General features: G+C 56.2%; 23 protein-coding genes. 1 reads left to right on the top strand and 22 read right to left on the bottom strand.

The window, feature by feature from the left end; translation table 11 throughout:
• Positions 1-21: 21 nt before the first annotated feature.
• Both flhB and fliR read right to left on the bottom strand, forming a co-directional pair.
• The gene (flhB, locus tag G516_RS0117210; protein ID WP_028294690.1) at positions 22-1,170 is read right to left on the bottom strand and encodes a flagellar biosynthesis protein FlhB; all 1,149 of its coding nucleotides are present in this window, start codon (positions 1,168-1,170) and stop codon (positions 22-24) included.
• Between the two features lie 3 nt (positions 1,171-1,173).
• The gene (fliR, locus tag G516_RS23110) at positions 1,174-1,950 is read right to left on the bottom strand and encodes a flagellar biosynthetic protein FliR (protein ID WP_036537237.1); all 777 of its coding nucleotides are present in this window, start codon (positions 1,948-1,950) and stop codon (positions 1,174-1,176) included.
• Positions 1,951-2,171: 221 nt separating this feature from the next.
• Here fliR and G516_RS0117200 point away from each other — a divergent pair, with 221 nt between their 5' ends.
• Positions 2,172-2,663 carry a hypothetical protein gene (locus G516_RS0117200; RefSeq protein WP_156879090.1) on the top strand — a complete coding sequence of 164 codons (492 nt, stop codon included), beginning with the start codon at positions 2,172-2,174 and terminating at the stop codon, positions 2,661-2,663.
• Here G516_RS0117200 and fliQ read toward each other — a convergent pair whose 3' ends face one another.
• The 20 genes from fliQ to fliI all read right to left on the bottom strand — a co-directional run bounded on the left by fliQ (position 2,664) and on the right by fliI (position 21,723).
• Entirely contained in the window at positions 2,664-2,933 is a 270-nt protein-coding gene (gene fliQ, locus G516_RS0117195) for a flagellar biosynthesis protein FliQ (protein ID WP_028294688.1), read from the bottom strand.
• A 14-nt stretch (positions 2,934-2,947) separates the two neighbouring features.
• On the bottom strand, positions 2,948-3,754 hold the full coding sequence (fliP, locus tag G516_RS0117190) for a flagellar type III secretion system pore protein FliP (RefSeq protein WP_028294687.1): 807 nt from the start codon (positions 3,752-3,754) through the stop codon (positions 2,948-2,950).
• Positions 3,751-4,407 carry a flagellar biosynthetic protein FliO gene (gene fliO, locus G516_RS24520; protein WP_156879089.1) on the bottom strand — a complete coding sequence of 219 codons (657 nt, stop codon included), beginning with the start codon at positions 4,405-4,407 and terminating at the stop codon, positions 3,751-3,753. Before fliO ends, fliP begins: the two co-directional genes overlap by 4 nt.
• A complete protein-coding gene (fliN, locus tag G516_RS0117180; protein WP_028294686.1) occupies positions 4,382-4,879 on the bottom strand; it encodes a flagellar motor switch protein FliN in 498 nt (165 codons plus the stop codon). The genes fliO and fliN overlap by 26 nt, the downstream gene beginning before the upstream one ends.
• 42 nt (positions 4,880-4,921) lie before the next feature.
• On the bottom strand, positions 4,922-5,890 hold the full coding sequence (gene fliM / locus G516_RS0117175) for a flagellar motor switch protein FliM (RefSeq protein WP_028294685.1): 969 nt from the start codon (positions 5,888-5,890) through the stop codon (positions 4,922-4,924).
• 9 nt (positions 5,891-5,899) lie between these two features.
• The gene (locus G516_RS0117170; RefSeq protein WP_028294684.1) at positions 5,900-6,439 is read right to left on the bottom strand and encodes a flagellar basal body-associated FliL family protein; all 540 of its coding nucleotides are present in this window, start codon (positions 6,437-6,439) and stop codon (positions 5,900-5,902) included.
• A 330-nt stretch (positions 6,440-6,769) separates the two neighbouring features.
• Positions 6,770-8,293, bottom strand: coding sequence for a flagellar hook-length control protein FliK (locus tag G516_RS24120; protein ID WP_028294683.1), 1,524 nt, complete (start codon positions 8,291-8,293; stop codon positions 6,770-6,772).
• A gap of 301 nt (positions 8,294-8,594) precedes the next feature.
• Positions 8,595-8,951, bottom strand: coding sequence for an Hpt domain-containing protein (locus tag G516_RS0117160; RefSeq protein ID WP_084645172.1), 357 nt, complete (start codon positions 8,949-8,951; stop codon positions 8,595-8,597).
• Between the two features lie 10 nt (positions 8,952-8,961).
• Entirely contained in the window at positions 8,962-10,683 is a 1,722-nt protein-coding gene (locus G516_RS0117155; protein WP_028294681.1) for a SpoIIE family protein phosphatase, read from the bottom strand.
• A 12-nt stretch (positions 10,684-10,695) separates the two neighbouring features.
• On the bottom strand, positions 10,696-11,004 hold the full coding sequence (locus G516_RS0117150) for an STAS domain-containing protein (protein ID WP_028294680.1): 309 nt from the start codon (positions 11,002-11,004) through the stop codon (positions 10,696-10,698).
• A gap of 145 nt (positions 11,005-11,149) precedes the next feature.
• A complete protein-coding gene (locus G516_RS0117145) occupies positions 11,150-12,187 on the bottom strand; it encodes a protein-glutamate methylesterase/protein-glutamine glutaminase (protein WP_028294679.1) in 1,038 nt (345 codons plus the stop codon).
• 66 nt (positions 12,188-12,253) lie between these two features.
• On the bottom strand, positions 12,254-12,850 hold the full coding sequence (gene cheD / locus G516_RS0117140) for a chemoreceptor glutamine deamidase CheD (protein ID WP_245582690.1): 597 nt from the start codon (positions 12,848-12,850) through the stop codon (positions 12,254-12,256).
• Between the two features lie 53 nt (positions 12,851-12,903).
• On the bottom strand, positions 12,904-13,761 hold the full coding sequence (locus tag G516_RS0117135; RefSeq protein ID WP_051219557.1) for a CheR family methyltransferase: 858 nt from the start codon (positions 13,759-13,761) through the stop codon (positions 12,904-12,906).
• Between the two features lie 3 nt (positions 13,762-13,764).
• A complete protein-coding gene (locus G516_RS25215; protein WP_028294676.1) occupies positions 13,765-16,122 on the bottom strand; it encodes a methyl-accepting chemotaxis protein in 2,358 nt (785 codons plus the stop codon).
• Between the two features lie 40 nt (positions 16,123-16,162).
• Positions 16,163-16,657 carry a chemotaxis protein CheW gene (locus G516_RS0117125; RefSeq protein ID WP_028294675.1) on the bottom strand — a complete coding sequence of 165 codons (495 nt, stop codon included), beginning with the start codon at positions 16,655-16,657 and terminating at the stop codon, positions 16,163-16,165.
• A gap of 8 nt (positions 16,658-16,665) precedes the next feature.
• Positions 16,666-18,819 (bottom strand): chemotaxis protein CheA, encoded by a 2,154-nt coding sequence (locus G516_RS0117120; RefSeq protein ID WP_028294674.1) that lies wholly within the window; start codon positions 18,817-18,819, stop codon positions 16,666-16,668.
• Between the two features lie 4 nt (positions 18,820-18,823).
• The gene (locus G516_RS0117115; protein WP_028294673.1) at positions 18,824-19,186 is read right to left on the bottom strand and encodes a response regulator; all 363 of its coding nucleotides are present in this window, start codon (positions 19,184-19,186) and stop codon (positions 18,824-18,826) included.
• 82 nt (positions 19,187-19,268) lie between these two features.
• Positions 19,269-19,559, bottom strand: coding sequence for an STAS domain-containing protein (locus G516_RS0117110; protein ID WP_028294672.1), 291 nt, complete (start codon positions 19,557-19,559; stop codon positions 19,269-19,271).
• 176 nt (positions 19,560-19,735) lie between these two features.
• Positions 19,736-20,212, bottom strand: a complete 477-nt coding sequence (locus G516_RS24115) for a flagellar export protein FliJ (protein ID WP_051219556.1) — start codon at positions 20,210-20,212, stop codon at positions 19,736-19,738.
• A 161-nt stretch (positions 20,213-20,373) separates the two neighbouring features.
• A complete protein-coding gene (gene fliI, locus G516_RS0117100) occupies positions 20,374-21,723 on the bottom strand; it encodes a flagellar protein export ATPase FliI (RefSeq protein WP_028294671.1) in 1,350 nt (449 codons plus the stop codon).
• Positions 21,724-21,843: the final 120 nt, after the last annotated feature.

The raw sequence follows: 21,843 nt of genomic DNA, 5'->3' as shown, positions 1-21,843 counted from the left end.
CGCTGATCGTAAAAAGCAACGCTAGCCTTCAGGCTCTGGATCAACACGCAAATCCCGTGGAATCGGCATATCCGGGCGTTTGGCAGGGCGTGGCCCCTTGCCTTTGGCAAACATATCCATCTGATACACGTACGCCAGTACCTGAGCCACGGCGACGTACAAGCCCTCCGGAATTTCATTGCCCACCCGCGTATGGGTGTACAAGGCACGAGCCAGTGGCGGTGCTTCCATCCTTGGTATGTTGTTTTCCTTGGCAATTTCACGAATCTTGAACGCCACCTGATCGGCACCCTTGGCGACCACCACCGGTGCGGTCATGGCACCGGCTGAATACTTCAGCGCGACGGCAAAGTGGGTCGGGTTGGTAATCACCACATCGGCAGTGGGCACATCGGCCATCATCCGGCGCTGGGCGGCTTCACGCTGCAACTGACGTACCTTGCTTTTCACCTCGGGCTTGCCTTCGGTTTCCTTGTACTCGTCCTTGATGTCTTGCAGGCTCATACGCAATTTTTTGGTGTGTGAGTAGATTTGCCAAGGCACATCCGCCAGTGCAATCAACAGCGTCGACAAGCACATCATGATGAACGACCAAAGAATGATGCCAACGGCCCCTTCAATCGCGCCGTTGACCGGCATTCGCAGCAGGCTCATGGTGTCTTCAAAGAAAAACCCCAGTACCAGCCAGGCACACAGCCCCACCACCAACACCTTGGCCCAGGCCTTGATCAGCTCCACCAGCGAATTGGCCGAAAACATCCGTTTAAGGCCCGATAAGGGATTCATACGATTGAGTTTGGGGGCCAAAGCCTTGGTCGAAAACAGCCAGCCGCCAAGCCCCAGCGGCCCGGCAAACGATGCAATAAGCATCAGTGCCAACCAGGGGGCCAGCCCCCAGGCAGCGCTTTCCAGTGATGCCCCAAGGTGGCGGCTCATGGCCGACGTATCAAAGGCAGCATCGCGCTGAAAATCGAAGCCATGTTTGGCCAACTGACTGATTTGCTCGGACAAAAACGGCCCCAGCGCCAGCAGTCCAAGAGCACCAAGAGCCAGAATCGCGGTGGTATTCAGTTCCTTTGATCGGGGAACCTGGCCTTCTTCGCGGGCTTTATCCAGCCTTCGCGACGTGGGTTCTTCGGTTTTCTCCTGACCACTGTCTTCTTCAGCCATGGGCTACCCCTTGATCAGCTTGCGAGTGAAGGTGAACAGGTGCTCCATGTACTGCTGATACACCAGCGCCATATCCGTCATGGTCAGCCAGAGAATAAACAGGCCGATGATCATGGTGACCGGAAAGCCGAGCGCAAAAATATTCAACTGCGGCGCTGCCCGGGTCATCACACCAAACGCCAGGTTCACAATCAGCAAGGCGGTCAGTGCCGGTAACGAAATCACCAGCGCCGCCGAAAACATCCAGGCTGCCCAATACACCAGACTGCCAAGATCGTCGGCGGTCCAGCCCCCGGTGCCAATCGGCATGGTAAAGAAGCTCTGTACCAACACCTCAATCAAGGTCAGGTGGCCATTCAGCGACAGAAAAATCAGCCCCACCATGAACAACAGCCACTGAGAAATCACCACCACCGAAGCCCCTTGTGAGGGGTCTACCGTGGTGGCAATCCCCAGACCGGTTTGCATCGCAATCAATTGCCCGGCCAACACAAACACCTGCGACAACAGCTCGACCACAAATCCCAGCACAATACCGATCAGCAGTTGGTTCAAAATGATGACCATGGACGCCAGCGACAACGCATCCGGCGCTGGCATGGGCGGCAGTATCGGCACCACCGCCAGCGTAACGGCAACCGCCAGCAGCAAACGAATTTGCTGCGGCACCATCCGTGTTCCCAGCAATGGCATCACCATAAACAGGCCACTGATGCGGGCGAACGGATAGATGTAACGGCTGATCCAGTGACCAACCTCGAGATCGGTAAATTCCAACATGTTGACGGATTGCTGACAGCGGCTTGGATTTACAAGGAGGTTGCAATGGCTGTGCCCGAAACCCCAGCGGCTGGAGCGCCGGCAAAATCGCGAAGTTCCCAGGCAATAGTCCCGTTAAAGTCAAAAACCTGACGACTAACCTGTCACACCGCATCGGTTTTCCGTCACTTCGCGGTATAAACCGTTTCACAGACCCGACTGACACGCGGTCGATTGTCCCCATGCTCGAACAGGAAGAACCCATGCGGCTGAGCAGCTTCGCCAAACAAACAGGAACCAGTCTGATAGAAACCGTGCTGTTGATCGCTGTCACGGGCACCTTATCGGCTGCCGCCTTCAGCCAGATGGGAATTGATTCGTCCGACAGCAGCCGGGCTCGGCTGCTGTTAAGCGGCATGTCGAACAGCTTGATGGAAGCCGCCCGTCAGAGCCGTTTCCGCGCAATCGCCGATGGCGTGCAGCACAAGGCCCGGGCCACCGTGGTGCTGGAGCAACAGCCAATCCAACTGGTCGCCGGTTACCCAACGGCGTCAGCCGCTGGCATTGCCAGTGCGCTGATTGCGCTCAATGGCTGGCAACATCAACAGGGAGAGGAAGGCCAGCTGATCTGGACCCATGAAAGTGTCGTCGCAGAAAACTGCCACGTGGTGTACCAGCAACCGGCCAAAGCCGGCGAGCTGCCGGGCATTCATACCGTCGACAGTGGCTGCTGATCAGCTAATCAGAAAAGGAATGTTCATATACAGTTCGCGGGTGTAATCAATCACCATCGCCACTGCCCAGGGGCCAAGAAAGATAATGGCCAACAGGGTGACCACCAAACGCGGTAAAAACGACAGGGTTTGTTCGTTAATCTGGGTCGCGGCCTGAAAGGTACTGACGATCAAGCCGATGATCAGGCTCGGTACGATAATCACAACCACCAGAATCAACACGATGTACATCGCGGCCGTGAACAGGTCGCCAATGTCTGTCGGTGTCATATCACGACCTCCCGCTAAATCGTCCCGAAGGAATTGGCCAGCGTGCCCATGATCAAGGCCCAGCCGTCGATCAATACAAACAGCATGATTTTGAACGGTAACGAAATAATCACCGGCGATAACATCATCATACCCATGGCCATCAGAATGCTGGCGACGACCAGGTCGATGATCAGAAACGGAATAAAGATCAAAAAGCCGATCTGAAAGGCCGTTTTCAATTCACTGGTAATAAAGGCCGGAATCAAAATGTGCAGCGGCGTATCTTGCGGCGTTTGAATATCCTCACGGCCGGAAATGCGTACAAACAGGTCAAGGTCGTTTTCGCGGGTTTGGCCCAGCATGAATTCATGAATGGGCACTACCGCCCGCTCCACCGCCTGTACCGAGGTAATTTCTTCATTCAGATAAGGCTGCAAGGCATCGACATTGATGATGCGGAATACCGGCATCATGATGAACAGCGTCAGAAATAACGACAGCCCCAGCAAAATCTGGTTGGAAGGCGTTTGTTGCAAGCCGATGGCCTGACGCAAAATCGCCATCACAACAATGATTCGAGTGAACGAGGTCATCATGATCAGCAATGCCGGTAGCACCGACAGTACCGTCATGATGGCCAGAATCTGGATCGTCACCGAGTATTCGCCACCGGTTTCGCTGGCCTGATACACCAGTGCCGGAATGCCAAGGCCACTTAGCGACTGCAGGCCGCCATCGGTAACGGCGCCGCCCTCTTCGGCCAGCGCTGCTGGCGTCACCCACAGGCCAAACACGGCAACAAGAACACACCAGGCGGTATGGCAACTCGTTGGTTTCATGCTTTCACCGCCTTTTTCAGTAGCTCGGCAAAGTTGGCCGGCGCTGGAGAATCCGCAGTCTGCAACGGCTGTTCGAGCTCAGTCAGCAGATTGATGTTCTGGGGTGTAATGCCCAGCACCAATTGCTTGCCGGATACCTCCACCACAGCAATGCGTTCCTTGGCACCCAACGACTGGCTGCAAACCACCCGAATCGGCTGGTTGGTGCGGCCAAAGCTGCCGCCCATCATCACGCCGCCACCCAGGCGCACCTTCTGGATCATCCATGCCAGCGCCAGAATCAGTGCCAGGACCACCACCAGAAACAGCGCAACCTTACCCGCAGCCGCTAACGGTGATGCCGAAGCGGGCAGAGTGCCACTGGTCTTACGGTTACTGGGTTCACTGGCAGGCTGGTTTTGAGATGGTGCTGCTACAGACGCGCCGTGTTCGGGACTGGCCGCTGGCTGATACAGCTGCAACTCGGGCTGAGTCGATGCCGGGCCATCGATGACGGCTTCGGTATCTGGCACTGCTGCAACTGACGTTGTGTTAACGGCCGCAGAGTTATCCGCAACCGCTTGTGCGCTGGCCGAAGCCGAAACCGAAACAACGGTCAGCGCACACACAAAGACCAGTAAGCAGCGGCTAGCGCAAGCGTTGAATACGTTCACTTTGGCTCACCACGTCCGTCAGGCGAATACCGAATTTGTCGTTCACCATCACCACTTCACCGTGGGCGATCAGTGTGCCGTTGACCATCACATCCAGCGGTTCCCCCGCCAGACGATCCAGCTCGACGACCGAGCCCTGGTTCAGTTGCAACAGGTTACGAATGGGAATCTGGGTGCTGCCGACTTCCATCGAAATGCGCACCGGGATATCCAGAATAACGTCCAGCTCTGGCCCGTTAGGATCAATTTGTACCGGCTTACCTTCGTCCTGCAGCTCTTCCAGTTCAACCGCCTGGGCGGCCTCTTCTTCCTCGTCGTCGGACGGGGTGTCACCGGACTCTTCCATCGCGGCGGCCCATTCGTCGGCTAACGCCTGTTCGTCACCACCCGCATCACTGACACCGGCAGCCACTTCATCGGCCAACGCCTGAGCATCAAGCTCTTCGTTTTCCGGGGTATTTTCATCGCTCATTTGCTGCTCCCTTACACCTGTAAGTCTGCGCCGGACGCAGGGTTAACGGCGTTTTGTCTTGATCTGTTCCGAAATTTTCACTGCCAGGTTCTCACCTGATATGCCCATGCGGCCCTTGAACACCGGTACCCCACTGGCTTGCAGGGTAAATTGCTCGGGCAGCTCAATCGGGATGATGTCACCGGCTTTCAGTTTGGCGACTTCCCGCAGGCTGATCATGCGTTCGGCCAGGGTACCGTGAATTGGCACCGTGGCTTCCAGAATGTCTTCACGCAGCGATTGCATCCAACGTTCATCCACATCGTCGACGTCACTCTGGACACCGGCATCAAGGATTTCGCGGATCGGTTCAATCATGGAGTAAGGGATGGTCAGGTGCAGGTCGCCACCGCCGCCGTCCAGTTCGATGTGGAAGGTGCTGACCACCACCACTTCGCTGGGGCTGACGATGTTGGCCATGGCCGGATTCACTTCCGAGCCAACGTATTCATATTCGACCTTCAGCACTGGCGACCAGGCTTCCATCATGTCGTTGAATACCTGGGCCAATACCAACTGCACTACCCGGATTTCGGTCGGGGTGAATTCACGGCCTTCGATCTTGGCGTGACGGCCGTCGCCCCCGAAAAAGTTATCTACCAACTTGAACACCAGCTTGGCGTCCATGATAAACAGCGCGGTTCCCCGCAGCGGGCGCATTTTTACCAGATTCAGACTGGTGGGCACGTACAGGGTATGTACGTACTCACCAAACTTCATAATCTGCACGCCACCAGACGACACGTCGGCACTGCGACGCAGGAAATTGAACATGCTGATGCGGGTGTAACGGGCGAAACGCTCGTTGATCATCTCCAGCGTCGGCATGCGACCGCGCACAATGCGGTCGTTGCTACTGAGATCGTAGTTTTTGACGCCTTCGCTATCACCCGGGTCTTCCGGTTCTACTGCACCGTCGTCGACCCCATGGAGCAAGGCATCAATTTCATCCTGCGACAGTAAATCCTGCACGCCACCGTCCTACTGCATCACAAAGTTGGTAAACAGCACAGCTTCAACGTCTTCCGGTTGGGTATAAGCCTCCCGGGAAAGTGCCTGGGCTATGCGATCATGGATGGCCTGCCTGAGCGCCATCTTGCCTTCGTGGGTTCTCAGCTTGTTGAAATCCTGCTCGCTCAGGACCCGCAAGATTTCATTGCGAATCATGGGCTCATGCAGGGTCAAACCATCCACCACCGTTTGCTTGCGCGTCATAATTTCGATGCTCAGCTGAATAAAACGCTGGCGTGGCCCAACCTGATAACTCACCACAAATTCCGGTTTGAGGATGATGTATTGCGCCGGAATCGGGGGTTCTTCTGGAACCTCCTCCTCTTCTTCAACCACTTCCTCGCCTTCTACAGCTTCGGTATCTTCTCCGGCGAAAAGCAGGAAGTAGGCCGCTGCGCCGCCGCCCCCCAGAACCAACAAGGCCACCACAATAATGATGATGAGCTTGAGTTTGCTTTTCGGTTTTTCCTCTTCGCCTTCGTCGAGCTTCAGATCCTGATCTGCTGCCATGTCCCTCTCCGCGTCCGTATCCGCCAGCCAAGGCTGCCTGTACGGCTTGCTGTTATGTATTCAGCAATTGCTGTGCCAGCCATTTTCGTCAAATATCCGACACAGAACCGCTCCCGATCCGCCAGCCCGCAGGTGGTTACACAAACGAGTCAAAGCGATACAACAAGTGTAGTTAAGGGAGAGGGTCTTGCTGGATTTATGGGGTCTGGGGTCGGGTGCTGGGGTCGGGTGTCGGGTGTCGGGCGTTGGGCGTCGGGCGTCGGGCGTCGGGCGTCGGGCGTCGGGCGTCGGGCGTCGGGCGTCAAAACACGCCCTCTGCCCCGACAGTCATCAGGCATAGGTACTTACCAGGCGGTCGGACGCCGAGGTAACCTGTGCTTCAACACCGTCTTCAGTCAAATTTCCGTCAGCCAGGTTGTCTGCTGTGTTGGCTCCCTGACCGTTGGCGTTGCCTTCAGCATTTCCGTCACCGCTGCCAGACTGGCCCATTTGCTGTTGTCCAGCGCCTTGTTCAGAGACGTCGAACCCGGCCAGCGTCAAACCCTGTTCACTCATGGCCTCCCGCAGTCGCTGAGCCTGGGATTCCAGCACTTCACGAACCTGAGGGTTTTGTACCTGAATTTGAACACGGGCCTGATCATCCGCAGTTACTTCCATCTGGATTTCCATGGCACCCAGCTCAGGTGGATCCAGTTGAATGCGAGCTTCCTGAATGTCATTGGCGACCATGGTAATGATACGGCTGCCCAACGCAGCGCCCCATTGGCCCCGGTCGCTGCCAAATTCCAGATTGCCATCCGCCAGTCCGCGCTCACCGTTCAGTAGCATGTCTTGCAGTTCGGTATTTTCCAGCGATTCGCTCAGGTCAGTGGCAAAACTGTCTTCGGACTCTGCCGCTTCGGTGGTATCAGCGGCTACGCTGGCGGTATTCTGGGCAGGTTGTTGTAGCTGGCTGTCGTTACGGGGAAGTTTGTTTTGCAACGTGTTCAGAGGCTGTTCCAGCGTATCGCCATCCACCACTCTGGCATCGGCGGATTCACCGCTGGCGTCCAAAGCAGACTCATCGATATCGTCGCCCGCTTGCGCCAGTTTGGCCGGGTTATCTTTCAAGGCCTCATCTTTTATGGAGCTTTTCATAGCTGCTGGATTAGCCGCCTGCGCCTGGTTACCCGTATTGGCAGACAAACTGAGGTCTACCGCCTCTTCGTTGCTGGATTCGTTAACGACAGGATTCTGTGGTGTAGCAACCAAGGGCACAGCCGCCACATTGGCATCCGTCGAATCCTCATCAGTATCCGGTTTGGCACGGGTAACACCCTGGCGACCAAACTCGTCCAGTCCATCGCCCTCGTCTTGATCAACGGCCTCATCGCTTACTGCAAAGGCCTCGTTGGCCATGCCAAACAACGGCTGTTCGGTGTCGTCGCCAGTTTCAGCTCCCGCAGCGCTAAGGGCTTCTCCCGCAGTGGTATCTGCCTCAACCGCTGCCAAAGCATCCATCTCGGCAAGGCTGCTACTGTTCGCCTGCGACGCCAAAGGTTTGATGGTGACTTGCGGCGCCTGGGCAAGGTCGCCTTTGGCCTGAATCTGTCCGAGCATTTCGTCGCCACTCATGGCGACATCAAGGTCGTCCGTTGCCTGCGGCATCAAGGCAGAGGCATCTTCCGTCAAAGCGGCAAGGTCTGTTGCCAGCGGCAATGCGGTGTCGTCAGCAGCGGCAGTTTGTAGCCCGGCCTGAGTCAGGCCAAACAGTTCACCAAAGCCCTGGTCACCGTTGGTGGTAGCCCCAGAAGCCGCAGTATTCGTGGGTTGCAGCAAAGAAAGAAGATCAAATCCGGTTTGAGACAGGTTCATGGAGAGCCCCGCTGTGACAGGTTGTTTTTCGGTTACAGGGGATTTTGCAATTGGCAGGCCAACACCGGCAGGGTTGTCAGAAAATGTCAGTGCAAGAGTCGGGAGTCGGGAGTCGGGAGTCGGGAGTCGGGAGTCGGGAGTCGGGAGTCGGGAGTCGGGAGTCGGGAGTCGGGAGTCGGGTGTCGGGTGTCGGGTGTCGGGTGTCGGGTGTCGGGTGTCGGACAGAACAGGCTTTAAAGCCTTGAAGAGATAAGTAAGAAAATTCAAAACGGCCCGGATGGGCCGATGTCAGGAGGTGTCGTTACAGGTGTTGGGAGATAACCTGTTTCACTGCAGAGAATTCGTCTTCAACCTGCTTCAACAGGTCCGCCAGCCGCGGCCAGTCGACCGATGTTTCCGGGACTCCGCGAATACCCTCTTCCACCTGCATGTTCAGCGCCGATAACGGTGCCGCACACACATTGCCGCTGGCCCCCTTGAAGCTATGCGCCATGCCCATCAGGTTGGCAGCGTCTTTGGTTTCCAGCGCCGTGCGCATTTTTGGCAAGCGATCTTCGCCATCGGCAACAAACAGATCAATCAGCTCGCCAAATTCTTCTTCCATCACTTCCTTGAGCATGGTCAGGGATTCAGTATCAAAGTGGTCGTTCAATTCCATCGCAGTGTCCCTATTCTTGCTCTTGCGGCCAGTGAATCACTGCCCGCACCTGATTGCCTTTTCCCATGTACTCTACAGACTCGCATATCTGATTCATTAAAGGAATGCCGCGGCCACTGTATTGTTGATCTCCAACATCAGCCAACTCAGCTTTGCGTCTGTTCAACATGGCAACGTGATCAAAGCCAGCGCCGCTGTCCTCAAAATGGACCGTCAGCCGGCCTTCGAGACCATTGCCCTCATGGTTCATGCGAATACGAACAAAACCATCGTCCAGGGCGTCGATACGCTGCTGACGTTGCTGGTAATACTCCATAAAACCGTCGGGTGTGGACTTGAGCTTTGAATCCAGTCCCAGCACCCCATGTTCAAAGGCGTTGGAAAACATTTCGGCCAACACGGTGTACAACTGACCGCTCATGCTTTTCAGGCCTGGCACTTCCATCAGCAAGTGCATCACCAATGGCAACGGGTTGAAATTGCCCAGGCTTTGCGGCCCCAACTCGTAGCTGAATGACCAGTCCATCGGGCCGGATTTGGCGGCCTGAATCTGACTGCGGGCCAGCGCTTCAACCTGCGGTGGCTCCACCATGGCGATTTCCGCCAGTGTGATGTCGTCGTCCCGTTCCGCCCGGCCCTGAAAGGCATCCACAGCGTGTTTGATGTCGTGGAAAATTCGGTCAGCGTCGGCGGCCTGAGTGATCACATCGTGCAGGCGTTCGTTGCCAAACATGTCCCCGGCGGGATTACGGGCTTCCAGAATGCCATCGGACCAAAGCAGGAAACGGTCGCCGATCTCGAGGTTGAATTCCTGCAACGAATCAACAAACTTGCCGTCACCCAGCACGCCCAGCGGCAAGTGGTTCGAGGTCATCACTTCCAGCTCGCCAGAGCCTTTGCGAAACAGATAGCAATCCGGCACACCGCCCATCCAGACACTGGCCGATTTGCGCTCGAAGTTCATTTCGACCATCACCGCGCAGCAGAAGAAGCCCACCGGCAGGATGGTTTTCAGCTTGCTGTTAACCTCACGAATAATGTCACGCACGCCAAAGCCCTTGGCGGTCATGCCATAGAAGATTTCCGCCAGCGGCATCGCGCCAATGGCCGCGGGTAAACCATGGCCGGTAAAGTCCCCCAGCAACAGGTTCATGGCACCACTGGGCTGGCGGGCCGCCAGCAACACATCGCCGTTGAACACCGCCAGCGGCGAGACCAGATAGCGGATATTGTCGGCCGACAGACAGCCCTGGTGGGCAACGTTGTCGAATACCGCCTTGGCCGCTTCCTGCTCGTGCATCAGGTGTTCGTTGTGGATGGCGATTTCGTCGCGCTGGCGCTGCAAGGTCTGGTGCATTTCGCGCATTCGATAAAACGAGTGCACCTTGGCTTCCAGCACCACAGGATTGTAGGGTTTGTTGAGGAAATCGTCGCCGCCGCTTTCGAGGCAGTCGGCCAGACCGTAGGCATCGGTCAGAGAGGTCAGGAAGATCACCGGGACCATTTCTTCCCCGGCGACCTGCTTGATTTGCAGGGCGGCTTGCTTGCCGTCCATCACCGGCATCATCACATCCAACAGGACGATTTCCGGTTTGCATTCATGAAACAGCCGAACGGCTTCTTCGCCATTGACGGCTTCAATGACTTCGTTACCCTGCTTTTGCAGAATTCGACCCAGAATCTTGCGGTCGACCTGATTGTCGTCCGCAATCAATATCCGTATGGCTGCCATAACAAGGGCTCTTTACTGGATCGCGAACAACTGCTCAAAGTTGGAAATGGCCAGAATCTTTTTGACGTCCTGATTGCAGTTCACAATGCTGACCTCGGCGGTATCACCACCGGCGTGATCACGCAGCAGCAACAACATGCCCAGCGCCGAGCTGTCCAGGTACGACGTGCCGCTGAGGTCGACCACAAACTTGCGGACGCCGCTGCTGGCCGGGGTTTCGTAGGCGTCACGAAAGGCCTGATGGGCACTGAAATCAAAACGACCAGAAACCTGGATTGTCAGCTCTTGGCCGTCTCCGGAAACCATGGATTCTACCGACATTCGATACTCCCTCATTCGATGGGGTTAACGGCTGGAGCGTTTTCGCCAAAGTCATACGCTCTTCAACCGGGTATTCAAAGCACGCTTTGGTGCAACCTACCTACATGTTTAGCACAAACTGACAATTTCGCACTACCCGACCAATTTACTCCGCCATTTTCATCATCAGCGGAGCAATTTTTTCCAGTGCCATCACCTTATCTGCCGCCTGTAAATCGACCACGGCTTTGGGCATGCCATAAACCACCGACGAGGCTTCGTCCTGGGCAATGGTGCGGCTGCCTGACTGGTGCAGGCGTTTCATGGCTGCTGCACCGTCAGCGCCCATACCCGTCAGCATCACCGCCACCAGCTCTTGCGCCGGTTTAACCGCGGTAATGGAATCAAACATCACTTCAACAGACGGCCTGTGGCGGTTTACCGGAGCCGCTGGCGATAAACAGCAGTGCACCTGATTGCCTTCGGCACGAAACGTCAGATGGTGATCTCCGTGCGCCACAATTACCCGGCCGGGACGCACTTCCAAACCTTCCGAAGCCTCCAGCACCTCTGGCGCGCATGAAGAATCAAGCCGCTTGGCAAACGATGCACTGAACACCGCAGGAATATGCTGGGTAATTAGAATCGGCGGACAGTTGGCAGGCACCTGGCCCAGCACCGTTTTGATGGCTTCGGTGCCCCCGGTGGAAGCCCCCAACACCACCCAGCGGCTGAACTTGCTGCAGGCGCCTTCTGGCGGTGGCGTAAAGCGCACTTCGTGAACGTGCTTCAGTGGCCGTACCTTGGCACCCGCCGCCATGCGCACTTTTTCGATCAACGCCTTACTGAAAGCATTGAACGACTTTTCGTTATCCATTTGCGGCTTGGCAATGTAATCCAGTGCACCAATTTCCAGTGCTTCCAACGTCACCGGTGCGCCAGCCGCCGTCAGCGTTGACACCATCACCACCGGCATGGGCCGCAACCGCATCAGATTGCCAAGAAACTGAATGCCATTCATACGCGGCATTTCAACGTCCAGCGTCAATACGTCCGGGTTCAGTTGTTTGATCTTGTCACGGGCAATGATCGGATCACTGGCAACACCGACCACTTCGATACCTGCGGCGTTACCCAGCACCTGAGTCAGCATTTTTCGGATCAGGGCGGAGTCATCAACAATCAATACGCGAATATTCGCCATGGGGTACTCCAGAATAGAAAGCCGCCGTCATTGATTGCCACAGGCAATCGACGGCAGGCAGATAAGTCAGAACAGGTCGACGCTGCCAGCGGCGCTGGCGGTGTTGTTGCTCTGGACTTCCTTGGCATAGCGGGTTTCGCGATCCATAAGCGTCTGATTTTTGGTTTCACGAATTCGACGCACTTTGACCGATCCGGTATCGGGGAAGTACAGCACCTTGCGGGCGAACACATCGCCGACATCGGCGGCCTGCACTTTTAGCCCTTCGCTGGCCAGGTAGTTGTAGGCAAACAGGATGTTGCGCTGACCAATATCGGTCATCGAAGCGATCATCTGGCCACCGCCAAACAGCTTCACTTCGAGATTTTCCTTGCGGCCACCGCGCTTGAGAATTTCGTTGATCAGAAACTCCATCGCCCAGTTGCCATAACGGGATGCCGTGGTATCCGGGTTGCCGCCCCACTGGTCGCTGCTGTATTCGTTTTGCTCGGGCAGCATGAAGTGGTTCATGCCACCAATACCGCGCGCCTTGTCGCGCACACAGGCCGAGATACAGGAGCCCAAAATAGTCACGACCATTTCGCCCGACGTCGAAACGTAGAACTCACCCGGTAAAATTTTCGCTGCCCAGACCTTGTGTACATCGTCCCAGTAGCGATTCACGTGCTCGAACCCCGCACTCACCGGGGGTTGAATCGGTCTCTCAGCAATATGTCTCATCGCGTTTTCCGGTAAATCGTCTGGCCCAATGACTGAAAGCGGTCGCACACTCCGGACAGGTTCTCCGAATGACCGATAAACAAACGTCCATCTGAGCGAAGATAATCGGCGTAGCGGTCAAACAGCACCCGCTGCGTATCCTTGTTGAAATAGATCACCACGTTGCGGCAAAAAATCAGGTCGAACGGCCCCTTCATGGGCCACTTCTCCAGCAGATTCAGGCGCTTGAACGACACCATGCGGCGCAGCTCATCGCTGACCTGGACCGACTTGCCATCCGGGCTCTTGCGAAAAAACTGCTTCACAATGGCCGGCTCCAGCTGATCGATGTGTTCGACCGGATAAATGCCCTTGCGGCCAGTATCCAGCACATTGGAATCCAGATCCGTCGCCAGAATCTTGATATCCCAACCGGCGGGGAAATTAGCCCGCACAATGGTCATGGCAATGGTGTAAGCCTCTTGACCAATCGAACTGCCCGCCGACCAGATGCGTAGTTTGCGCGTGCTGCTGTTCAGCTCTCGCAGCTCTGGCAGCAGCTCATTTTGCAAGTACTCAAAATGATGTGGCTCGCGGAAAAAAGAGGTCAGGTTGGTGGTAATGGCGTTGATGAAGTTGCTCATTTCATCCGCCGGGTTACTTTTCAGAAATTCGATGTACTGCTTGAAACTGGACAGGCCGTTGGCCCGAATCCGGCGGGCAATACGGCCGTACACCATATTGCGCTTGTGAGGTCCCAGCACGATGCCGGTGTGCTCACCGGCCAGATCCGCAATTGCCTGGAATTCGCTGTCCGACATGTGGAACTCAGGGGTATCGCCAACCCCTGAGGTTTGCAGTGCAGATCCGGCCATACATCAGAACTCCGCCCAGTCGTCGTCGTCACTCACCGAGAAGGCATCCTGGGAAGCCACTGGTGCTGCTGCCGGGGCCGCAGGTCTGGCCGCTGCCGGAGCCGGTGCAAAGCCGCTGGAGGCAGGTTTGCTGGCACTTTCGGCGGTGGAGAAGAACTCCATCATTTCCATCATTGAGCGCGACTGTTCTGCCATGGCTTCACCCGCCGCGGAGGCTTCTTCTACCAGTGCCGCGTTCTGCTGGGTCATCTCATCCATCTGCGCCACCGCCGCATTAACCTGCTCGATACCCGATGACTGCTCGCGGGCAGCGGTGCTGATTTCACGGATCATTTCCGACACGCGGTCCACCGACTCGATGATTTCGTTCAGCGTGCGACCGGATTCATTCACTAACGAAGTGCCAGCATCCACCTTGTCGACGCTGTCGCGGATCAGGTCTTTAATTTCTTTTGCCGCACCGGCAGAGCGCTGTGCCAGATTACGAACTTCGCCTGCCACCACCGCAAAACCGCGGCCTTGTTCACCGGCTCGGGCAGCCTCTACGGCGGCGTTCAGAGCCAGCAGGTTGGTCTGGAAGGCAATCTCATCAATCACTCCGATGATGTCGGCGATTTTCTTCGAGGCTGCGTTGATTTCATCCATCGCCGTCACAGCTTTGCCGACCACAGCACCACCGGACGTGGCTTTGTGTTTGGCTGCGGCCGCCAATTCATTGGCATGCACCGAGTTCTCGCTGGTTTGTTTAACCGCACTGGTCATCTCTTCCATACTAGACGCTGTTTCTTCCAGACTGGAGGCCTGTGACTCGGTACGGCGACTGAGGTCCGCGTTGCCTTGAGCGATTTCGTTGGCACCGGTGGATACGGTGGAAGCCGATTCACGGATGCGGGTAATGATGTCGGTCAGACGCTCAACCGTGCTGTTGGCATCCTGTTTCAGTTTATCGAATGAGCCGTTGTAGTCGGCGTCGATGGTACGGGTCAGGTTACCGTGTGCCAGCGCATCAAAGACGCGAATGGTGTCGCTGACGACAGAGTCGGAAATGGTCAGCAGGCGGTTCAGACCTTCGGCCAGTTTCAGCTGGAAGCCTTGCTTGCCACGGGCGTCGACCCGGCGCGACAGATCGCCGTTGGAAGCGGCATCCACGATGGCGTCGATTTCTTGTTCAGTACGTACTTCGTCGGTACGGTCATCCCACTCCACCACCGTGCCCAAGCGGTTGCCATTGCTGTCCATCCACGGCGACGCCGTCAGGTTCATGCTCAGGCCGTTAACAGCCAATGTGGTTTTATAAGCCTCTTTAAGGCCTGCAATCATGTTGCGCTGGTGCGATGGGTTCTTGTGGAAAATGTCCACCTGGGTACCGATCAGGGCATCGACCTTAAAGTTGGACAATGCCTGCTGCAGCTCTTTTTCACGATGGGTGAGCATGCCTTCCAACGCGGTGTTCATGTAAACGATATTCATATCGTTGTCGGCCAGCATCACGTTGGCCTGACACAGCATCAGTGCATTGGCGATGTTGGCGTTTTTCTCAGCCAGTGCGGCAGCCTTTTTCTGCGCTGTGATATCAGTGGCGTATTTCACCACTTTGTACGGTTTACCATCGGCATCACACACCGGGTTATAGGAAGCCTGAATCCAGATTTCCCGGCCACCTTTAGCAAAGCGCTTGTATTCCGCCGCTTCAAACTCACCACGGTTCAATTTGGCCCAGAAGTCGGCGTACTCGCGGGAGCTAGCGTACTCAGGGTCAACAAACATGCGGTGATGCTGGCCCTGAATTTCGTCCAGGCGGTAACCAATGGCGCCGAGGAAGTTATCGTTGGCGGTGATGATGGTGCCATCCATGTTGAACTCAATGGTGGCCTGACTCTTGTCGAGGGCGTCGATTTTGGACGTCATCTCGCGGGTCGATTTTTCGTAGGCAAACTGCTGCATTTTTTGCGCAGTAATGTCCGAGGCGTACTTGATCACCTTGTACGGCTTGCCGTGCTCATCCAACACCGGGTTGTAAGACGCCTGAATCCAGATTTCCTTGCCGCCCTTACCAAAGCGTTGGTATTCCGCTTGCTCGAACTCACCACGATTCAGCTTGGCCCAGAAGTCAGCGTATTCCTGGCTGCGACCAAACTCTTCACTGGCGAACATACGGTGGTGACGACCCTGAATTTCATCAAGCCGGTAGCCCACCGCAGCCAGGAAGTTGTCGTTGGCTGTGATGATGGTGCCGTCCATGTTGAACTCGATCACCGCCTGGCTTTTATTCAGTGCGTTGACCTTGGCTTCCAGCTCACGGATCTTCTTTGGGTCGCTGGAACCATCGTCAGCGGCAAACATTTTGGATAAAAAGCTCATAACTTCCGTCCTTCCAGAATTTCTCGGATCAGGTATCGGTTCAGAGATGGGTGCCCAGGTGACCTGGCACGCTCAGTAAGGACTCAACGTCCAATAAAATAACCATTTTGTCGTTGACGTTAACGAGGCCGTCGATGAACACCGAGTTGTCGTCTTCCGTCAGTTCGGGGGCTTTGCGGGTTTCCCCCTGTGCAATGGTGTAAACATCGGATACCGCATCCACCACGATGCCCATCACACGTTCGTTCGGCTGCTCTACCTTGAGAATGATGACCACCGTCATCGGGCTGTATTCAACGGTTGGCAAACCGAATCGCAGCCGCAAATCCATGATCGGCACAATGGTGCCGCGCAGATTGATCACCCCCTTGATGTAGTCCGGCGCGTTAGGAATCACGGTGGACTGTTCCCAGCCACGGATTTCCTGCACCGCCAGGATATCTACCCCGTATTCTTCGCCGGCCATAATGAAGGTGAGGTACTGCTGTTCGTCCTGATCGAGGTTTTCGGCCACTGCTGTATCAGTTGCTGTCATGTCTTCACCTACGCTGCCTGTTCTGAACCGGGGATGGCTGCCGCCCGGCCGTCAACTTTTTTGCCAATTCCGGATATGTCGATAATCAGTGCCACCGTGCCATCGCCAAGAATGGTGGCGCCGGAAACACCGGATACCCGTTGGTAATTCTGTTCAAGGCTCTTGATCACCACCTGCTGTTGTCCCAGCAGGTCGTCGACCACAATGCCGATTTTTTCGTTGTCGCCTTCCACCACCACCAGCATGGCTTCCTCGACTTCCTCTTCCAGTGGCCGCAGGTTGAACACCTGGTCCAGACGGATGATCGGAATGTATTCATCACGCAGTTTCATCACTGGCTGACTGCCGGAAATATTGTTGAGGGTTTGCTTTTGCAGCTGAATCGACTCAACAATCGATACCAGCGGGAAGATGTAAGTCTGGTTGCACACTTCCACCAGCTGGCCATCCAGAATCGCCAACGTCAGTGGCAGCCGGATCACAAAGGTGGACCCTGTGCCTTTCTGCGACTTCACCTCGATGGTGCCGTTAAGCTCGTTGATGTTCCGGCGCACCACGTCCATACCCACACCGCGGCCGGAGATATCGCTGACCTGATCGGCGGTGGAGAAACCTGGCAGGAAAATCAGCTGGTGAATTTCTTCCGGCGTCAAATTGGCGTTAGCCGCGACAAGACCACGCTCAATGGCCTTGTTCAGAATCCGCTCTTCGTTCAGTCCAGCGCCGTCGTCCTTCACTTCAATGACGATGTTGCCGCCCTGGTGGAAGGCGTTCAGGGTGATGGTGCCGGATTCATCCTTGCCGGTTTCGATGCGTTTTGCGGTGGTTTCCAGACCGTGGTCGAGGGAGTTACGAACCAGGTGAACCAACGGGTCGCCGATCTTTTCCATCACGGTTTTATCGAGTTCGGTGTTTTCACCCTGCATCACCAGATTGACCTTTTTACCGAGCTGGTTGCCAAGGTCACGCACCAGTCGTGGGAAACGGCTGAAGGCGAAGCTGATTGGCATCATGCGGATTTTCATCACGCTTTCTTGCAGCTCGCGGGTGTTCTGTTCCAGCTGCGACAGACCTTCCAACAAGCGGCCCATCCGGCTGATGTCGAAGTCCTGGCCCAGCTGGCCCAGCATCGATTGGGTAATCACCAGTTCGCCGACCATATTAATGAGGCTGTCGACCTTATCGATGGATACCCGAATGGAGGATTGATCACCGCCACGGTTAGGCTTGGCCTTGGCCTTCGCAGGTTCCGCTTTGGCCGCTGCGGGCTTGGCAGGCTCCACTTTGACAGATTCGGACTGGGCAGCTTCGGAATTGGCAGGTTCTGCTACTGCCGCAGGTGCTGCGACAGGCTCAGGGGCGACGGCAGCTTCAGCACTGGCCTCTGCAGCGTCAGCCTTGGCCTCAGCGCCAGATTCCAATGCCTGACCGTCGGCATCGAGAGCGATGTAGTCAATGTCGCAGTCGTCTTCTACCCACTCAAATACGGTCTGGATATCGGACTGCTCGATGTCGCCCATCACAGTGATGGTCCAGCTCAGGCGACACTCTTCAGGATTCAAATTGGCGAATTCAGGCAATTCGCTTTCGTTCACCATGACCTTGATGCCGTTCGGCGCTACGCCTTCCAGCTCGCGGAACATGCGGAACGGTTCGTTACCGGTACGCAAAACGTCGGCGTCCGGTATAAAGCGGACTTTCCACCCCGCTCGCTCGCTACCGCCAGTCGTTGCTTCCGAGGCATCGTTGCTGTCACCCTCGGCCGCCTCGGCTTCGCCGTGCAAAATGGCCTTCAGTTGCAACTTGAGCTCGTCGGCGCGGGCCGTTTCGGGCTCGGAGCCTTCGTTCAACGCTGTCATCATCGCCCGCAGGCAATCAACGGATTGCAGGAACAGGTCAACATGCAGTTGTTCCAGCGCCCGCTGGCCCGCACGAATTTCATCCAGCAAGGTTTCAACCTCGTGGGTGAACTCCGAAATCTGCATAAAACCAAAGGTTCCTGCACCGCCCTTGATGCTGTGAGCAGCGCGGAAGATGGTATTGACTGTCTCGTCATCGACACTGTCTGGCGACAGTTCTAACAACTCGCTTTCCATAACATCGAGACCTTCGAAACTCTCTTCGAAGAAAACCTGATGGAACTGGGACAGATCGATACTCATAGTCTTACCCCAACACGCGCTTGATGGTGCTCAACAGTTGTTCTGGGTTAAACGGCTTGACGATCCAACCGGTTGCGCCAGCCTGCTTGCCCTGCATTTTCATGTCGCCAGCCGATTCGGTGGTCAGCATCAGCACAGGGGTAAACTTGTAATCGGGCAGCTGTCGTAATTCTTTACAGAATTCGATGCCATTCATGTTTGGCATGTTGACGTCGGACAGCACCAGGTCGAATTTGCCCCGTTTGGCTTCGGCCAACGCCTCCACCCCGTCACATGCTTCCTTAACATCAAAGCCTGCACCTTTCAGAGTGAACGACACCATCTGACGCATGGATGCAGAATCGTCGACCGCTAAGATACTCGCCATATCTGGACTCCCATTTTTACGCTTTCGGGCCTGAGTGACCCTGTTAGCTCCCGCAGGGGAGCGAAGTTAAAACCTTGCGAGATCAGGCTGCTGGCTGGGCCAGTGTCAGCGCATCACTCATGCCAAGAATGGAAGCGGTGTCGGACACCACTTCAGAAACACCCGACCAGGACACCGAGTGACCTGCACTTTCAACGGCCCGGAACAACGCCAGAATCAATTGCAAACCGGCGGTGTCGCAGTACTGAACCTCGTCGGCCTTAAGCTCGATATCCCGGGCATCACGCAGGGCTTGCTCCATTTCCTGATGCAAGGCTTCAACGCGCTCAATACTGAGTCGGGCACCACAATCGATACTGACGGACTGGCTCATGACCGTTTCCTGTTCCTGATCAAACTTAAATTTAAGAGTAGACCGCTCTCGCCAAGGCGCTAGAAACTTGTGAATGTTTTTTGCAGCCAACCCGCACAGGCCGGAGGCCACAGCGGTTTTGGAGGCGTGCGAGTACAAAGCGAGAATGCAGGAGCAAGCGGAATAACGATGCAGGGTTATTCAGGCTCACGGGATGACATAAACGCCTTACGGTTAGCCCATTCATCGGCCTGGCGCTGTTCAACTTGAGCCTGTTGTTGATGAAATTCCTGATCGAGCTTGTCCATCAGGTGCATCAGGCCATCGGTTTTCGCCTTGAGGGCAAGGTATTGTTGGTGGGCTGCCGCAATTCTTGCGTGCAGTTGGTCGATTTGAAGTTGTTGCGATTTTCCGGCCTGCTCCAGCTGACCGAGGAACTGCAACAGGTTCTGGATGTTGGTTCCGGAAAGCTGGCTGCCGCCCGGCTTGGCCAGCTGTTGACGGTAATCATCGGCGTACAGTTGCAGTTGCTGGCTTTGGTTCACTTCCTGTTGCAGCTGTTGTTGCAGGCGGCCCCATTCGGCCAGGGCTTTTTGCTCGGCCTGTTGGCTTTGCTGCCACACCGGGATCAGGCGTTTGGCGCGGGGGTGAGCGTATTGCTTGAGATCGGCCATTGTACCTTCCACAAACCAGAATTTTAGTTCACGGCCTCTTGGGGAGAACTTCTCTCCCCGGCGGCCACCACCCCCACCGCTTCGCGCTTCCGATTCGCTTTTCAATAGTCATTTCAAGGCGCATTGAAAGTCCCCAGAAACACCGCTGATCACGGCGGAGCCTATCTTCCCGGCGGCAAGGCCGGAATAAGCTCTTTCAGGGCAGCGTCGCAGACGTTGAGGTCAGCGCCTTCGTCAAGCCGCTGGCGCAGCATGCCTTTGATTTTGGGCATGCGTTCCATCGCCACTTCCAGCATCGGGTCGCTGCCTTTCTGGTAAGCGCCCACGCTGATCAGGTCCTGATTCTGGCGGTAGTGCGCCACCAGCTGTTTGACGAATTGCGCCCGTTGCAGCCAGTCCGGCGGCACGATGTGGGGCATAACCCGGCTGACCGAGGCTTCGACGTCGATGGCCGGGTAATGGCCTTCTTCAGCCAACCGGCGCGACAGCACGATATGGCCATCCAGAATCGCTCGACTGGCGTCGGCAATCGGGTCTTGCATGTCGTCCCCTTCGCTCAGAACCGTGTAAAACGCGGTAATGGAGCCACCGCCGGGTTCGCCGTTACCGGTGCGTTCCACCAGCTTTGGCAGTTTGTTGAATACCGAGGGTGGATAGCCTTTGGTGGCGGGCGGTTCGCCCACTGCCAGCGCAATTTCCCGTTGCGCCTGAGCGTAACGGGTGAGTGAGTCCATCAGCAGCAGCACTTGCAAGCCCTGATCGCGGTAGAACTCCGCCACCGAGGTGCAGTACTGCGCTGCGCGTAGCCGCATCAGTGGCGAGTCGTCCGCTGGGGAAGCCACCACCACCGAGCGTTGTAAGCCTTCTTCGCCCAGAATATCGTCGATGAATTCCTTTACCTCGCGGCCCCGTTCTCCAATCAACCCCACCACCACAATGTCGGCGGTGGTGAAGCGGGTCATCATGCCAAGCAGCATGGATTTACCCACGCCCGAACCGGCAAACAAGCCGATACGCTGGCCGCGGCCCACCGTCAGCATGGTATTGATGGCCCGAATGCCAACGTCGAGTGGCGTCCGAATCGGGTCGCGTTTCAGCGGGTTAATGGGCTGGCCATTCAGATGCCCTTGCTGTGGCTGTACCAGCGGGCCTTTGCCATCCAGTGGATTGCCAGTGCCATCCAGCACCCGGCCCAGCAAGCCAAAGCCGACCGGCACATCGGCAGCGCCGTTCAATGGCATCACCCGGGCACCGGGGCGCAGGCCGTCGACCTGTTCGATGGGCATCAGAAACACTCGCTGACCATCAAAGCCCACCACTTCGGCTTCGATGCTGTCGTCATCGGCCGACTGTCCGCTGTTGCGTTGCACCAGGCAGCGGTCGCCAATGCGTACGTTGATGCCCACAGCTTCGAGCGTCAGCCCAACCATGCGCACCAAACGGCCACTGGCCGCTGGCTGAAACGGCACCTGAACGGGAGGCAGCTGCCCCCAGGCTTCAGACAGTTTCATCTGGCTTGTCCTCGGCTTCAGGTTCTGCGGAGTCTGGTTCTACCGGTTCTGGTTCTTCTGATTCTGGTTCTTCTGGTTCAGCTTCTACGGGTTCAGCTTCTACGGGTTCAGCTTCTACGG

Origin of the sequence: Oceanobacter kriegii DSM 6294, assembly GCF_000422845.1 — a bacterium.
GTDB lineage: Bacteria > Pseudomonadota > Gammaproteobacteria > Pseudomonadales > Oceanobacteraceae > Oceanobacter > Oceanobacter kriegii.
Note: the sequence above shows the minus strand (reverse complement) of the source record. Positions and strands in the feature narration are given on the sequence as shown.

Bases quoted from the DNA above. Each gene is read 5' to 3' on its own strand.
- G516_RS0117125 (WP_028294675.1), bottom strand. From the start codon at position 16,657: ATGACAGCAACTGATACAGCAGTGGCCGAAAACCTCGATCAGGACGAA.
- G516_RS0117160 (WP_084645172.1), bottom strand. From the start codon at position 8,951: ATGGAATTGAACGACCACTTTGATACTGAATCCCTGACCATGCTCAAG.
- G516_RS24115 (WP_051219556.1), bottom strand. From the start codon at position 20,212: ATGGCCGATCTCAAGCAATACGCTCACCCCCGCGCCAAACGCCTGATC.
- G516_RS0117115 (WP_028294673.1), bottom strand. From the start codon at position 19,186: ATGGCGAGTATCTTAGCGGTCGACGATTCTGCATCCATGCGTCAGATG.
- G516_RS0117150 (WP_028294680.1), bottom strand. From the start codon at position 11,004: ATGTCGGTAGAATCCATGGTTTCCGGAGACGGCCAAGAGCTGACAATC.
- G516_RS0117155 (WP_028294681.1), bottom strand. From the start codon at position 10,683: ATGGCAGCCATACGGATATTGATTGCGGACGACAATCAGGTCGACCGC.
- G516_RS24120 (WP_028294683.1), bottom strand. From the start codon at position 8,293: ATGAACCTGTCTCAAACCGGATTTGATCTTCTTTCTTTGCTGCAACCC.
- G516_RS0117135 (WP_051219557.1), bottom strand. From the start codon at position 13,761: ATGGCCGGATCTGCACTGCAAACCTCAGGGGTTGGCGATACCCCTGAG.
- fliN (WP_028294686.1), bottom strand. From the start codon at position 4,879: ATGAGCGATGAAAATACCCCGGAAAACGAAGAGCTTGATGCTCAGGCG.
- fliP (WP_028294687.1), bottom strand. From the start codon at position 3,754: ATGAAACCAACGAGTTGCCATACCGCCTGGTGTGTTCTTGTTGCCGTG.
- flhB (WP_028294690.1), bottom strand. From the start codon at position 1,170: ATGGCTGAAGAAGACAGTGGTCAGGAGAAAACCGAAGAACCCACGTCG.
- G516_RS0117110 (WP_028294672.1), bottom strand. From the start codon at position 19,559: ATGAGCCAGTCCGTCAGTATCGATTGTGGTGCCCGACTCAGTATTGAG.
- G516_RS0117170 (WP_028294684.1), bottom strand. From the start codon at position 6,439: ATGGCAGCAGATCAGGATCTGAAGCTCGACGAAGGCGAAGAGGAAAAA.
- fliI (WP_028294671.1), bottom strand. From the start codon at position 21,723: ATGAAACTGTCTGAAGCCTGGGGGCAGCTGCCTCCCGTTCAGGTGCCG.
- fliR (WP_036537237.1), bottom strand. From the start codon at position 1,950: ATGTTGGAATTTACCGATCTCGAGGTTGGTCACTGGATCAGCCGTTAC.
- G516_RS0117200 (WP_156879090.1), top strand. From the start codon at position 2,172: ATGCTCGAACAGGAAGAACCCATGCGGCTGAGCAGCTTCGCCAAACAA.
- G516_RS0117145 (WP_028294679.1), bottom strand. From the start codon at position 12,187: ATGGCGAATATTCGCGTATTGATTGTTGATGACTCCGCCCTGATCCGA.
- G516_RS25215 (WP_028294676.1), bottom strand. From the start codon at position 16,122: ATGAGCTTTTTATCCAAAATGTTTGCCGCTGACGATGGTTCCAGCGAC.
- fliQ (WP_028294688.1), bottom strand. From the start codon at position 2,933: ATGACACCGACAGACATTGGCGACCTGTTCACGGCCGCGATGTACATC.
- G516_RS0117120 (WP_028294674.1), bottom strand. From the start codon at position 18,819: ATGAGTATCGATCTGTCCCAGTTCCATCAGGTTTTCTTCGAAGAGAGT.